General features: G+C 39.3%; 11 protein-coding genes and 1 tRNA gene. 6 read left to right on the plus strand and 6 right to left on the minus strand.

The window, feature by feature from the left end:
- The first annotated feature begins 35 nt into the window (after nt 1-35).
- Entirely contained in the window at nt 36-1133 is a 1098-nt protein-coding gene (gene hrcA, locus A5482_RS07650; RefSeq protein WP_069791907.1) for a heat-inducible transcriptional repressor HrcA, read from the plus strand.
- A 9-nt stretch (nt 1134-1142) separates the two neighbouring features.
- On the opposite strand, the gene A5482_RS07655 is transcribed toward hrcA, so the two are convergent.
- Both A5482_RS07655 and A5482_RS07660 read right to left on the minus strand, forming a co-directional pair.
- Nucleotides 1143-1328 (minus strand): hypothetical protein, encoded by a 186-nt coding sequence (locus A5482_RS07655; RefSeq protein ID WP_069791906.1) that lies wholly within the window; start codon nt 1326-1328, stop codon nt 1143-1145.
- A gap of 73 nt (nt 1329-1401) precedes the next feature.
- A complete protein-coding gene (locus A5482_RS07660) occupies nt 1402-3597 on the minus strand; it encodes an amino acid permease (RefSeq protein WP_446684744.1) in 2196 nt (731 codons plus the stop codon).
- Nucleotides 3598-3825: 228 nt separating this feature from the next.
- On the opposite strand from A5482_RS07660, the gene A5482_RS07665 reads away from it, so the two are divergent.
- Complete coding sequence (locus tag A5482_RS07665; RefSeq protein WP_069791905.1) at nt 3826-5046, plus strand: NAD(P)/FAD-dependent oxidoreductase; 1221 nt, start codon at nt 3826-3828, stop codon at nt 5044-5046.
- A 107-nt stretch (nt 5047-5153) separates the two neighbouring features.
- Here A5482_RS07665 and A5482_RS07670 read toward each other — a convergent pair whose 3' ends face one another.
- Together A5482_RS07670 and A5482_RS07675 are read right to left on the minus strand one after the other, a co-directional pair.
- On the minus strand, nt 5154-5390 hold the full coding sequence (locus A5482_RS07670) for a NifU family protein (RefSeq protein ID WP_069791904.1): 237 nt from the start codon (nt 5388-5390) through the stop codon (nt 5154-5156).
- A 92-nt stretch (nt 5391-5482) separates the two neighbouring features.
- Nucleotides 5483-5569: transfer RNA gene (locus A5482_RS07675), tRNA-Ser, on the minus strand.
- Between the two features lie 167 nt (nt 5570-5736).
- On the opposite strand from A5482_RS07675, the gene A5482_RS07680 reads away from it, so the two are divergent.
- Complete coding sequence (locus tag A5482_RS07680; protein ID WP_069791903.1) at nt 5737-7011, plus strand: serpin family protein; 1275 nt, start codon at nt 5737-5739, stop codon at nt 7009-7011.
- A 37-nt stretch (nt 7012-7048) separates the two neighbouring features.
- Here A5482_RS07680 and wecB read toward each other — a convergent pair whose 3' ends face one another.
- Together wecB and secA are read right to left on the minus strand one after the other, a co-directional pair.
- A complete protein-coding gene (gene wecB / locus A5482_RS07685) occupies nt 7049-8158 on the minus strand; it encodes a non-hydrolyzing UDP-N-acetylglucosamine 2-epimerase (protein ID WP_069791902.1) in 1110 nt (369 codons plus the stop codon).
- 115 nt (nt 8159-8273) lie between these two features.
- The gene (gene secA / locus A5482_RS07690; protein WP_069791901.1) at nt 8274-11093 is read right to left on the minus strand and encodes a preprotein translocase subunit SecA; all 2820 of its coding nucleotides are present in this window, start codon (nt 11091-11093) and stop codon (nt 8274-8276) included.
- Between the two features lie 206 nt (nt 11094-11299).
- On the opposite strand from secA, the gene sixA reads away from it, so the two are divergent.
- The 3 genes from sixA to A5482_RS07705 all read left to right on the plus strand — a co-directional run bounded on the left by sixA (nt 11300) and on the right by A5482_RS07705 (nt 13993).
- Nucleotides 11300-11806, plus strand: a complete 507-nt coding sequence (gene sixA / locus A5482_RS07695; RefSeq protein WP_069791928.1) for a phosphohistidine phosphatase SixA — start codon at nt 11300-11302, stop codon at nt 11804-11806.
- 133 nt (nt 11807-11939) lie between these two features.
- Complete coding sequence (locus A5482_RS07700) at nt 11940-13082, plus strand: citrate synthase (RefSeq protein WP_446684745.1); 1143 nt, start codon at nt 11940-11942, stop codon at nt 13080-13082.
- Nucleotides 13083-13621: 539 nt separating this feature from the next.
- Entirely contained in the window at nt 13622-13993 is a 372-nt protein-coding gene (locus A5482_RS07705) for an AAA family ATPase (RefSeq protein ID WP_069791900.1), read from the plus strand.
- Nucleotides 13994-14041 lie beyond the last annotated feature (48 nt).

The raw sequence follows: 14041 nt of genomic DNA on the forward strand, positions 1-14041 counted from the left end.
CTCAGTTTTGTTCACCATAAACCAATGTTTAGAAGATGACTGTTCAAGTTAACCTTAATGAACGCCATCAAAGAATATTACAGGCAACCGTTAAGCATTATATCGCCACTGCCGAACCTGTTGGCTCAAAAACCTTAATTCAAGAATATGATTTTAGTGTAAGTTCTGCTACTGTCCGTAATGTGATGGGCAAATTAGAAAAGGCTGGTTTTTTGTATCAACCTTACACCTCAGCAGGGCGTATTCCCTCTGACTCTGGCTATCGTATTTATGTTGATAGGCTTTTACCTTCTCAGAAACCTCTTAAGAAGTCTTTGGCACAAAGTTTAAATAGTAAAGTTGGTTCAGTACAAAAAAATTATGAGATTCTTTTCAAGAAAATTACTCAGGTTTTATCAGATTTAAGTGGTTGTATTGCTTTGGTTACTCTCCCTCAAACTACTAGCAATATTATCTATCATCTACAATTATTGAGAATTGCGGAACAAAAAATAATGTTGGTGATGGTGATCGACAATTATCAGACAGAGTCGGTATTATTTGATCATCACGATTTTAATTTAGATCATGATAACCACATAGGGGAGGTAATTGATCAACAGTTGCAAATGTTATCTAATTTTCTTAATCATAAGCTCAAAGGGCGATCGCTCTTCGACATAGATGATTTAGATTGGAGTGAATTGGAACAAGGATTTAAGCAATATGCCCATTTTATTAACCATCTCTTGGAGAAAATTACCGAAAATTACCGCATTTCTAGCCATAGCCCCATTATGGTACAGGGTATCGCCAAAATGGTGCGCCAACCTGAGTTTGCCCAAATCGAACATCTGCAAATACTTTTACAATTATTAGAAGAGGAACAGGAGCAACTTTTTCCCGTAGTATTTAATTTAGATGAGCCACAAAAATCTTTTTCTAAAGTAAAAATTACCATCGGCTCAGAAAATCCTTTGCAATCTATGCACTATTGCAGTCTCATCTCCTCCAATTATTATCAAGGTACTTACCCCGTAGGCAGTGTGGGCATCATCGGACCTACTCGTATAGCCTACGAAGATGCGATCGCCCTTGTGGAATCCACCGCCGATTATCTTTCTCAAAATCTCAGTAACGTAATGGATAATTAATCAAACTTTTTAGTTACTTCTACCAGGAGGAATAAAACGAATTTCCATGCGTCTGCGTGTATCATCTTGACTACGATTTACAGAGGCAAAACTACCAGATGGCAAATATAATTGAGCTCCCGAATAGGCTCGAAACTGGACATTTTTAAACTCCCCTTGTCGTTGCAACTCCTGCACCACAGCTAAAGCTCTCATTAACGCCAAATCAGCATTAATTAATTTAAAATTTCTAGTTTAGATGGAGAATCAAAAATTAAGGTGAGCTTAATCATCCTTCTTTTTGTAAGACTTCCTCAAAGGGAAAATCATTAGCCGCCATGACAAAGGCAATGGTAGGTAAATTTTCCGTTCTTTTCAACCAACTATGATAGTATTGGGCAAAATTTTCAGCGGGAGAGGCTAATCCTAAAAATATTAAATCAGCACCTTGAGAGTTTTCTTTTAAAATAGTCTCAAAGGAGCTTTCATCACTAACAATAATTTCGGGGATTAATTCTATATTTAATTTTTCAATAAGTGCTTTAATGTTATTTTTGGTTGATTTTAAGGCATTAGGATTACGGACGACTAATTTGAGGTAAATGTTTGCCCGTGACCAATCCCAGTCATTTTTGAGCAGGTAGGCGAGTAAAATCATCAGACTACCATTAGCTTGAATTCCGCCCCACCACACATCAATGCGACGATATTTTTTCAATTGCTGTTGGGGGTTTTGTTTCAAGATAAGAATATTTCTTTTTAGCTCATGGATTTGAGTTACCATCTGACTATATTGTTGATGGGTTTCCCAATCTTCTTTTAACCAAGCGGTGCTACTGCCAAGGATGATTGTATTAGGAATTAAAGCACCGATACCGTAGCTTTCTACTAATTGAGGGATTACCCCAAAGGTGTCATCAGAGCGAATAATTTTGACTAATCCTTGTACTTGATTTTTGGTTAAATACTCTTTGACTGTATTTTCCAAGTTTTGTTTACTTTGATAGTCTCTCCTTTGGGGAATCACACTGGCAACGGTTAAGAAGCCTTTATGGTTAAAACTATCGGCTAGTTTGACTAATGACCAATTTTTTTGGGGGGAATGGAAGAAGGTAAGGATATGGGGGCGCCAATTTTTGGGATCGGCAATTTCTTCTTCTACTTGATAAATGCCTGTGCGTAGAAGTGCCATCCACATTCCCCTACGGCTGTCTCCCCATGTTACTTCTAATTCTTGTCGTTGCAGATATAGGTAAATGCCTAAGACGATAATGGCGGCGAAAATAGTGGCGATCGCATTTATGAGAAACATTACTCCCAAACAACCCAAAGCACCCATCACCGACAAACTCCAATGTACTTTAAAGGTTGGACGAAAGGAGGGGGAATCAAGGAAACTTTCAATACCTGCGGAGGCATTCAATACTAAATAGGTGGTAAGAAAAAACATGGTGAGGATAGGGGCAATCAAATTTAAATCCCCCAAACATACCGCCGCCACCGCAATGCCCAAAGTAACTGCTGTACCTAGTCTCGGCTCATCATTTTTACCTGCCCCTTGCCCCAGAAAACTGAGGGATTTAGGAAAAATATTATCTCTGACGAGAGCTTGTAATACCCTCGGCGCCCCTAAAATACTACCAATGGCACTACTTAATGTCGCTCCCCATACTCCAAGGGCGATCGCCCCTCCCCAAAAAGACATCCTCGCCATGATAAAGGGTTCATCAATTAAAGTTTGAGCATTAGCCCTCAAGCCCAGAAAAATGGGAATAATCATATAAATAAGAAAACCAGTACCCACAGCGGCTAAAGTGCCAATGGGTAAGGCTTTGGTAGGATCTTTTAAATCCCCCGACATATTCACCCCCGCCATGATGCCCGTCACGGCAGGAAAAAAAACCGCAAATACTTGCCAAAAAGATTGATCTGTGCTTCTCCACCATTCCAGTTGAGTTTCTTCTACGGGTTGCCCAAAAAAGAAGGATAGCAAGGAAAGGGCGATCGCCACCATAATAAAATATTGAGCCTTGATAGCAATTTCAGCACTGGTGAGGGCTAAGATACCCACACCAATGGTGATAGCCAAAGCGATATACAGTTGATAATCTGCCCAAGCAGGAAAAATTTGCACCACACTTTCAGCAAAACCAAGGGTATAGAGGGCGACAGATAACGCCTGAGCCAGATATAAAGGAATACCTACCGCCCCCCCTGTTTCAATGCCCAAAGAGCGACTAATCATATAGTATGCACCCCCTGCCCTAACTACTCGATCCGTTGCGATCGCACATACCGAGAAAGCCGTTAAAAAGGTAATCAGACTTGAAAGGATGACAATTAAAAACGTTCCCAACAAGCCCACATTACCCACTACCCAACCAAAGCGGAGATACATAATTACCCCCAAAATGGTCAAGATAGAAGGGGTATAAACACCACCAAAGGCACTTAAACCAGAGTTTTTTTGCTCGTTAACATTCATGAAAAATTTTTATAGTGACTAATCCAGTGTTTTCCTATCCTAGTCTATTGTCTTTGAGCATTTTTTTGACCATAAAAACCATTAATCGTTCATGGTTTTATCCATATTTTGATCATTAAATCTCAAAGAAATATGAAGAAATAACCACCTATTTGGGGGGATCTTTTACACTAAAAGAAAGTAAATATGATTAACTAGCCTGTTGCTTCGGCAACTTTTTTATTTTTTATGAGTAACAAGTCTTTTCAAATATTAATCATTGGCGGAGGTGCCGCAGGAATTACCGTTGCATCTCAACTGATGAGGAAAAATAATAGTCTTAATATTGCTGTCCTTGAACCATCGGAAAATCATTACTATCAACCCGCATGGACATTGGTAGGCGGTGGAGAATATGAATTTGAAGACACCGTCAAACATGAGGATAAGTTAATTCCCCGTGGAGTAACTTGGATTAAAGATTTTGCTGAAAATGTTGACCCTGAAAACAATCAAGTAACCACCAAAACTGGTCAGGTTTTTAGCTATGATTATTTGGTAGTATGTCCCGGAGTGCAAATAAAATGGGATAGTATTGCTGGTTTTAGGGATACTGTGGGCAAAAATGATGTCACCTCCAACTATGTCAAAGAAGTAGTTAATTACACTTGGGAAACCATTAATAATTTCAAAGGTGGTACGGCGATTTTTACCTTTCCTGCCGGGGCAATTAAATGTCCAGGTGCTCCCCAAAAAATTATGTACATGGCAGAAGAAACCTTCGCTAAAAATGGGGTTAGGGATAAAACAAAAATTATTTATGCCAATGCAACGGGTAAAATGTTTGGTGTACCTGCCTACTGTAAACCCTTGGAAGAAATTGTCGAGCGCAAAAATATTGATGTTAAATATGGTCATAACCTTATCGAATTAAAACCCGACACCAAAGAGGCTGTTTTTGCTGTTAATGGGAGCGAAAATGTCACTATTAAATATGATATGATCCATGTATCTCCTGCCATGAAAGCTCCTGATTTTATAGCTTCCAGTGCGATCGCCAATGACGGTGGATGGGTCGATGTAGATCAATACACCTGTCAACACCATAAATATCCCAACATATTTGCCCTCGGAGACGCTTCCTCCATTCCCACCTCCAAAACCGCCGCCGCCATTCGTAAAGAAGCCCCTGTCGTGGTCAATAACCTTCTATCATTAATGGCAAAACAAAGCCCCGCTGATAAATATGCAGGTTATGCCTGTTGCCCCCTCATTACTGGGTACGGTAAAACCATCATGGCAGAATTTGACTACACCAAAGAGCCTACCCCTAGTTTTCCCCTCGATCCTACCAAAGAAAGAGCTAGTATGTGGATGGTCAAAAAATATGCCTTACCTTGGATTTATTGGAATAGGATGTTAAAAGGTAAACCTTTTGAAGCCGATAGTTGGCGTTTCTTGCTCAAATAGCAAGTTAAGACACCCATTGGCTTTTAACCACAACTCCTAAAAATTAATTTGCGATCAAAAAAAATACCCTCGCCTTTTTGGGGATGAGGGTGAGGGTATTAGAAGTGCTATATAACCTGTTCTACTTCTGCAATTTCGGGGATATATTCCCTTAAACGACGCTCGATGCCCATTCTTAAAGTCATAGCAGAACTAGGACAAGAGCCACAAGCCCCTTGTAATCTTAGTTTTACCGTAGGACCATCAATTTCGACTAATTCGACATTACCACCATCCGCCATTAAATAAGGGCGCAAATCATCCAAAACTTGTTCTACATTGTCATTGGTCAAAGCTAAAGCCATAAATATCTCCTTTAATAAAATTCGATCCAATATATACTCATCATAACTAATTTACTCGCACCCGACTAAAACTAAAATGTCGGACTAATAAACGGAGAGGGGGGGATTCGAACCCCCGAAGGGTATTACCCCTTAACAATTTTCGAGACTGCCGCATTCAACCACTCTGCCACCTCTCCATGTCCAACCATCAATTATAACAAAAAGTTAAATTATTGGGAACTCAATCTATAATTAATGAGTCTTAGTAATAGTATATATTGTACAATTTTATGGTTTTATCAAAACTATTTTGATGTTAGGATATTAACTATTATTATGAATAATAATTAACCAAAAAAAGACTATGCTAAACAATAATCAAGGCAAAATATTACTAGCAACTTTTTTACTATTAACCGCTAGTTTCGTGGCAATTAATCCTAATTTAGATAAAATTTTTACCACTAATAACGCTGTCTATGCAGAAAGAGATAATTCCAGTATGACCGAATCTGAAACTGAGCAGTTAGATGAAAAAATTGTCAATGCTAATCGTAATTTTGCTTTCAAGTTGTTTTCGGCCATTCGAGAAAAAGATGATACGGAAAATATTTTTATTTCTGCTCCCAGTATTTCCATTGCTTTAAATTTGTTAAATAATGGTGCAGATGGTGACACTAGGGAAGAAATTAAGCAGGTTTTAGAGTTGCAAGAAATTAGCCTCCCTGAAATTAATCAGCAATATAAAATTTTACAAAAACTATTACAAAATCAAGAAGAAAGTACCCTTTCTATTAATAATTCTCTTTGGATTCGTGAGGGTTTTCCTGTTAAGCCAGACTTTTTGAGCCAAAATAGGGAATATTATGAGAGTGAAGTTTCAGCCCTAGATTTTGATAGCCCTGATGCGGTAGATACCATCAACAATTGGGTGAGTGACGCTACGGAAGAAAAGATTACCAGTATCATTGAATCTATCTCCCCTGAAGATGTTTTATTTCTGATTAATGCTATTTATTTTAACGGAGAATGGCAACAAGCATTTGATCCTGAATTAACCCGAGAGATGGATTTTACCCAATCTAATGGGGAGGTTATTCAGCATCCTCTCATGAGTCGAGAGGGGAATTTTACTTATGTAGAAAATGATGATTTACAAATGATTCGTTTACCCTATGGTGAATCGGAGGATTTGGCGATGTATGTGGTTTTACCCCAAGAAGATTCTAGTTTAGATGCTGTGATGGGAGAATTAAATGCGGATACATGGCAGGAGTGGACTGCTAGTTTAAACCGTCGGGAAGGGACTATTCGTTTGCCAAGATTTACCGTGGAATATGATATTTCATTGAATGATGTGCTTCAAAAGTTAGGCATTTCTAAGGCTTTTACTAATGAGGCTGATTTCACTAATTTAACTGATGAACCTGTCTCCATTGATCAGGTAAAACATAAGACTTTTATTGATGTAAATGAGGAGGGTACGGAGGCAGCAGCTGTTACTTCTATTGGTGTTAGAGTTACTTCTCTCCCCGTAGATCCTCCTTTTGAAATGTCAGTAAATCGTCCTTTCTTTTATGCAATTCAGGATGAAAAAACTGATACTATTTTATTTATGGGAACAGTTAATAATTTGTAGTTTTTATTATTAATTAATGGGAGCAAATGGCTCCCTTTTAACTTAAATAATTTCTGGTAATTTGTAAAATGCGATCGCCCGCTTTACCATCCCCAAAAGGATTAATTGCCCCCGCCATTTCTTCATAACTGTTTTTATTAGTTAACAATTCTTGGGCTGATTTAAAAATTGTATCTGAATTTGTACCGATCAGTTTAGCTGTTCCTGCGGTGACAGCTTCTGGTCTTTCCGTCGTTTCCCGTAAAACTAACACAGGTTTTCCTAAGCTGGGGGCTTCTTCTTGTAAACCGCCAGAATCAGTTAAAAGGAAAAAACAACGCTTAATTGCTCCTACTAATTCTTGATAGTCTAAGGGTTCGGTTAAAAATACCCTTTCATGGTTATCAAAAGCCTGTTTGATGGGATTTCTCACCGTGGGATTACGATGGAGGGGAAGAATTATGGCAACATCAGGAAATCGATCTAAAATTAACTGCATTCCCTTAATAATGTCCTGCAAAGGTTCGCCCCAATTTTCTCGGCGATGGACAGTCATTAGCAATACCCTATATTGACCCCAATTTAACCCCTCCACATCACAGGGAGGATTTTTGTCCGCCACGGATAACAAAGCATCAATAACCGTGTTGCCCGTATGGTGAATTTCCCCCGTTACCCCCGAATTTTTCAGGTTTTCCACCGCTAGGGTAGTGGGAGCAAAATGGAGTTGGGTAATTTGGGAAATTAGGCGACGGTTGGCTTCTTCGGGGAAGGGATTATAAATATTATTAGTACGCAATCCTGCTTCCACATGACCTATGGGTATTTGTTGATAAAATGAAGCGAGGGCAGCGGCAAAAGCGGTGGTAGTGTCCCCTTGGGCAATTACCAACTGAGGTTGTATTTTTTGAAAGATTTTTTCTAATCCCTGCAAACTGCGACAGGTGATGTCGCTGAGGGTTTGATTAGGTTGCATTATATCCAAGTCTTCATCGGCACTCAAGCCAAAAATGTCCATTACCTGAGCAACCATTTCCCGATGTTGCCCTGTCAAAATTACTTTGGTGTCAAAGTCAGAGGCTTGTTGAAAGGTTTGAATAACGGGAGCTAGCTTGATGGCTTCTGGCCTTGTACCGAGGGTAATACAGATAGTTTTTTGGGCGGACATTTTAAATCGTCTTTTTATCTTTTGTGATTATATTATTGCTCATGTTATCAATGTTTGCCCCCCAAATCCCCCAATACTGGGGGACTTTTATTCGGAGTGTTAATCAAAACTGAGATTATACAGCTTGGGGTTGGGCTTGGGGTTGGAATTGGAAAAGAGAATAAACGACGTTACGACGAATATCAATCATCATTTCCAAGAACATTTCGTAACCCTCTTGTTTGTATTCAATGAGGGGATCTTTTTGTCCATAACCCCTTAAACCAACGGCTTCGCGTAATCCGTCCATGTTTTGTAAATGTTCACGCCAGAGGGTGTCGATTTGTTGGAGGATAAAGAAGCGCTCGGCTTGACGCATTAGGCCTGGTTGTAGTTGTTCGATTTGATTTTCTTTTAAGTCGTAAGCCTTGTGGACTTCTTCTCTTAAAAAGGTTTTCATTTCGTTTACGGTCATGTCTTCTAAGTCTTTGACGGTGACATCTTGGAGCAGATAAATAAATTCTTTGGCTTTATCTACTAGGGCTTCCACGTTCCACTCGTCGGGGGGTAATTCTGGATTGACGTAGGCATCTACGATTTCATCCATGGTTTTTTCGGCATATTGGATTACCTGATCTTTTAAATCTTCCCCTTGTAATACTCGGCGACGTTCGGCATAAATGGCTCGTCTCTGGTTGTTCATGACTTCGTCATATTCAAAGACGCTTTTACGGGCATCGTAGTAGAAGGTTTCTACTTTTTTCTGGGCGCCTTCGAGGGAGCGGGTTAACATTCCAGACTCGATGGGCATATCTTCTTCTACTCTAAAGGCGTTCATGAGTCCAGCCACACGATCGCCCCCAAAAATCCGCAGTAAATTGTCTCCTAAGCTCAAAAAGAAGCGAGTAGAACCGGGATCCCCTTGTCTTCCTGCTCTACCTCTTAATTGGTTGTCGATACGGCGAGATTCGTGTCTTTCTGTACCAATTACGTGTAAACCCCCTGCTTCAATTACTTCGTCATGTTCTTTGGAGGTAAGGGCTTCATATTCCCCATGGATGCGTTTGTATGCTTCCCGAAGTTTGATCAAAACGGGATCTTCGATGGGAGCTTTTTCCGCTGCGATCGCAATTTTTTCATCAGCATCTAACTCTGATAAACTTTGGAAACCGTAATTATCAACGGCCAACTTCACCGCTTCTTTTAAATGAGCTTCTGTTTCAGGGGATAATTCACAGGGAAAAATATCGGAAGTGGCTTTCCACGTTTTGGGTTTTTTACCACTGCCATTACTATTAAACCCTTGTCCTTTAGCTTTTTTGCCCGTATCAATACCAGCAACACTAAATTTTAATTGATCATCCTCTGGACGCACCACCTGGGGCATAAAATATTCCCGAATTTTCAGCCTTGCCATATAGTCAGAGTTACCGCCAAGGATGATGTCCGTACCACGGCCTGCCATGTTGGTGGCAATGGTTACAGCGCCTTTTCTTCCTGCCTGAGCCACAATTTCCGACTCCCTTTCCACGTTTTCAGGACGGGCATTGAGGAGGTTATGGGGAATCTTTTTCTCTGCCAACAGGGCCGATAATAATTCAGATTTTTCTACGCTGGTAGTACCAACCAATACAGGGCGCCCCGTTTCGTGCATTTCTGCACATTCTTCCGCCACCGCTTTCCATTTAGCCTCCTCGGTTTTATATACTACATCGGGTAAATCGTTACGGTCATTTGGTCTATTGGTAGGGGCGATGGTTACTTGTAAGTTGTAAACCTTCTCAAATTCTGTTTCCTCAGTTTTGGCGGTACCCGTCATCCCTGATAACTTTTCGTATAGAAGGAAGAAATTTTGGTAAGTAATACTGGCAAGGGTTTGGGTTTCCCGTTGAATTTCAACCCCTTCCTTGGCTTCCATGGCTTGGTGCAAACCATCGCTCCATCGTCTTCCAGCCAATACCCGCCCCGTAAATTCATCAACGATTACCACTTCATCATTACGAATCATGTAGTTAACATCACGGGTAAATAATTCCTTGGCTTTAATGGCATTGAAAACATAGTGAGCCCAGGGGTTTTCCTGATCATACAAGTCTGTGACCCCTAAAAGCTCTTCCGCCTTAGCAAAACCTTCATCGGTTAGCAAGACATTACGGGCTTTTTCATCCACTTCATAATGTCCACCATCACCTTCTTCCTCTTGTTTGGTGAGCATTTGGGCAATCTGAGCCGCCATTTGATATTTTTCTATGGGGCGATCGACTTGTCCCGAAATAATTAGCGGTGTACGGGCTTCATCCACCAAGATAGAGTCAACTTCGTCAATGATACAGTAATGGGGCGATCGTTGTACCACTTCCTCAATGGAAGTCGCCATATTGTCCCGCAAATAATCGAAACCTAACTCACTATTAGTGGCATAAGTAATATCTGCCAAATAGTTTTTACGACGCTCTACCGAAGTCATACCCCCTTGAATCAAACCCACCTCTAAACCCAAAAAGCGATGAATTTGCCCCATCCACTCCGCATCACGACGAGCCAAATAATCGTTTACCGTCACCACATGAACCCCTTTCCCCGTCAAACCGTTAAGATATGCAGGTAGAGTCGCCACAAGGGTTTTACCTTCCCCTGTTTTCATCTCTGCAATTTGCCCCGTATGTAATACAATGCCCCCCAAAAGTTGGACATCATAATGGCGCATACCTAAAACTCTTATTCCAGCTTCCCTTACTAGGGCAAAAGCCTCCACCAAAATTTCGTCTAGCAAATCGTCTCTTTCTTCTTTGGTTTTGGTTTTAGCAAACATCTCCTTAAAAGAAGCTGTTTTTGCCCTCATTTCATCGTCTGATAAATTTTTAAAATCTTCCTCTAATAAGTTAATCTCGGCAATCAGAGGTTGTAACTTCTTTAATTTCCTTGTGTTGGGATCGCCAAATATTTTTTTAAACATACTCTATTTTTATAATTCTTTCCACTCATTTATATATTTCTTAATCATATCATTTTGAGGAAAATAACCTATGTAGGTTAATTACTATATAGCCTGTGATAAAAAAGTGCTTGAATAATGATAAAAAATAGGAAAATGAAGGGCTACAATGAGCAAAACAAAATGAATTAAAGTCTCATTGCCTATTGTTACTAGCCCTAATCTTTATGAAAATCTATTTAATTCGTCACGGCATCGCCCAAGAAAGAGTGGGAGGAGAAGATAACCCCCAAAGGGCATTAACTCCCAAAGGAATAGCTAAAACTAATCAGGTGGCTCAAAAATTTAAAGCCATAGAAACCCTGTGTAATCTCATTCTTTTCAGTCCCTATGTTCGGGCAAAACAAACCGCTCAAATCCTTTTAAATTATAACCTTGCTCCTACAATGGAAGAAAATACCGCTTTGCTTCCTAATGGTGATATTCAATCATGGATTCACTGGTTACAAAACTCGGATTATACTGAAGAAGATAATTTAATTTTGGTCGGTCATCAACCTGATTTGGGTAACTGGGCAGAAATATTAATATGGGGTAATAGTAACGGAAAGATAACCTTAAAAAAGGCAGGGATAATTGGCATTAACATTTTGGATATGGGTAATCCCATTGGTAATAGTGAACTATTTTTACTTACCTCTCCTAAGTGGTTGTTAACACCAATTGACAGTTGACAGATGAGGGTTAACAATGGAATTTAACAAGAGTCCCTGATACTTTAACACCTGTTTAGTATCTCTGATGACTTATGAGAAACTTAAAATCATCTATTTTCATTCAATATATTTATTTGTGTAAGGTATAAAAATGGCACAACCAGCTTGTGAGTACAAACCAGGTTTAGAAGGAGTCCCCGTCGCCAAATCTAGCATTAGTTATGTGGATGGGAAGGAAGGTATATTAAAATATAGAGGTATAAATATTGAGGAATTAGCCACAAAAAGTACCTTTTTGGAAACTGCATTTTTATTAATTTGGGGCCGATTACCTAGTAAGGAAGAGTTGGACAGTTTTCAGGTTGATATAAATAACCATAGACGAATTAAGTATCATATTCGGGATATGATGAAGTGTTTTCCTGAAAGTGGTCATCCCATGGATGCTTTGCAAACTTCAGCGGCGGCTTTAGGTTTGTTTTATTCTCGTCGTGCTTTGGATAAGGAGGAGTACATTAGGGATGCGGTGGTGAGAATTATTGCTAAAATTCCCACCATGGTGGCTGCTTTTTCCCAGATGCGTGAGGGTAATGATTCTGTTAAGCCTAATGATGATCTGAATTATTCTGCTAATTTCTTGTATATGCTCACGGAAAAAGAGCCTGAACCTTTGGAAGCACGTATTTTTGATGTTTGCTTAATGCTTCATGCAGAGCATACCATGAATGCTTCTACTTTTTCGGCTATGGTAACATCTTCTACTTTAACGGATCCTTATGCGGTGGTGGCATCGGCGGTGGGTACTTTGGCAGGGCCTCTTCATGGGGGGGCGAATGAGGAAGTTTTGACAATGTTGGAGGAAATTGGCTCTATCGAAAATGTCCGTCCTTATATTGAGGATTGTGTTGAGAATAAGAAAAAAATTATGGGTTTTGGTCATCGGGTGTATAAGGTGAAAGATCCCCGTGCTAGAATTCTACAACAGTTAGCGGAGAGACTTTTTGAGCTTACGGGTCATGATGAATATTATGATATTGCTTTAGAGGTAGAAAAAGTTGTCGCTGAAAAATTAGGTCATAAAGGAATTTATGCCAATGTGGACTTTTATTCTGGTTTGGTGTATCGCAAGTTAGGCATTAAGCCTGATTTATTTACTCCTATGTTTGCCATATCCCGTGTGGCAGGTTGGTTGGCTCACTGGAGAGAGCAATTAGCGGTTAACCGTATTTTTAGACCTACTCAGATTTATGTGGGTGAGAAAGATGGGATTTATATTCCCATAGAAGATCGTTAATTGAAACATAAAAAAACCCTTGGACATTCCAAGGGCTTTTTTTTAAGGATTCCCTAAAAGGTTTAGGTGTAACTGCTGGATGAAACTTTCAAATAACTCTCAGAACGTACCAATGACCAAATCAGAATTATGATTTAAAGAATAGCTCCAGAACTCAGTTCACTTTGTCCAGCTAGGGAACCCAAAGTTTTACTACTATCAACCATGGGCATCACCTCCTTTCTTCCTGAACGGTTAAACGTTAATGTTTAATTGATAATAATTTAACATAATCATTTTCAAAGTGTCAAGTTTTTCTAATAAGATTCCTCTGGGGAAAAGGCTAAGGGCGATCGCGCCTTAAAACACCTATTGCGCTGTTAATTCTGACAAAAATTCAATAGCTCTTATTAGCTCTTTGGAGCTTATTAATGACGGCTAAAGCCATCACTACAAATGATCGCACTTACTAAATGGAAAAATAGAATTATTGCTTAAAATAACTTATACTTTATCTTAGTCATGATAGGCTTAATAGCTATACTTTTTATCTGTTCTGCATGAATCAAATTTTAGAAAATTTAACAATTTGTGGTTTTCGTGGTTTTCGAGAAATTAATCTATCCGATATGGGAACGGTTAATATTATCGTGGGAGATAATAATTCAGGTAAAACAAGTATTCTGGAAGCTATTGCACTTTTTTGTAACCCTTTAGATCCAGTTCGCTGGTTTGAAATATCAAAACGTAGTTTCTATTCAGGTAGAATTTCTCGTTATAGGCCTGATTTAGAATCTATTAAATGGATTTTTCAAAAACAGAAAATGTCATCTAAAAATGAAGATGAATACTACGATAAAGTATCAATTACAGCCAAAGGTACAACTTCTATTAAAAAATTAGATGTAGAAATAAGACTTGTTGCGAATTAAATATCTGCGTATCTGAAACCCTTGTTAAATTAGGACTGAATCTTTCAA

The organism is Cyanobacterium sp. IPPAS B-1200, from assembly GCF_001747005.2.
Classification (GTDB): Bacteria; Cyanobacteriota; Cyanobacteriia; order Cyanobacteriales; family Cyanobacteriaceae; genus Cyanobacterium.

Excerpts from the sequence above, each read along its gene's own strand:
- secA (WP_069791901.1), bottom strand. The coding sequence starts at position 11,093 with ATGTTTAAAAAAATATTTGGCGATCCCAACACAAGGAAATTAAAGAAG.
- A5482_RS07700 (WP_446684745.1), top strand. The coding sequence starts at position 11,940 with ATGGCACAACCAGCTTGTGAGTACAAACCAGGTTTAGAAGGAGTCCCC.
- sixA (WP_069791928.1), top strand. The coding sequence starts at position 11,300 with ATGAAAATCTATTTAATTCGTCACGGCATCGCCCAAGAAAGAGTGGGA.
- A5482_RS07705 (WP_069791900.1), top strand. The coding sequence starts at position 13,622 with ATGAATCAAATTTTAGAAAATTTAACAATTTGTGGTTTTCGTGGTTTT.
- wecB (WP_069791902.1), bottom strand. The coding sequence starts at position 8,158 with ATGTCCGCCCAAAAAACTATCTGTATTACCCTCGGTACAAGGCCAGAA.
- hrcA (WP_069791907.1), top strand. The coding sequence starts at position 36 with ATGACTGTTCAAGTTAACCTTAATGAACGCCATCAAAGAATATTACAG.
- A5482_RS07655 (WP_069791906.1), bottom strand. The coding sequence starts at position 1,328 with ATGAGAGCTTTAGCTGTGGTGCAGGAGTTGCAACGACAAGGGGAGTTT.
- A5482_RS07680 (WP_069791903.1), top strand. The coding sequence starts at position 5,737 with ATGCTAAACAATAATCAAGGCAAAATATTACTAGCAACTTTTTTACTA.
- A5482_RS07670 (WP_069791904.1), bottom strand. The coding sequence starts at position 5,390 with ATGGCTTTAGCTTTGACCAATGACAATGTAGAACAAGTTTTGGATGAT.
- A5482_RS07660 (WP_446684744.1), bottom strand. The coding sequence starts at position 3,597 with ATGAATGTTAACGAGCAAAAAAACTCTGGTTTAAGTGCCTTTGGTGGT.
- A5482_RS07665 (WP_069791905.1), top strand. The coding sequence starts at position 3,826 with ATGAGTAACAAGTCTTTTCAAATATTAATCATTGGCGGAGGTGCCGCA.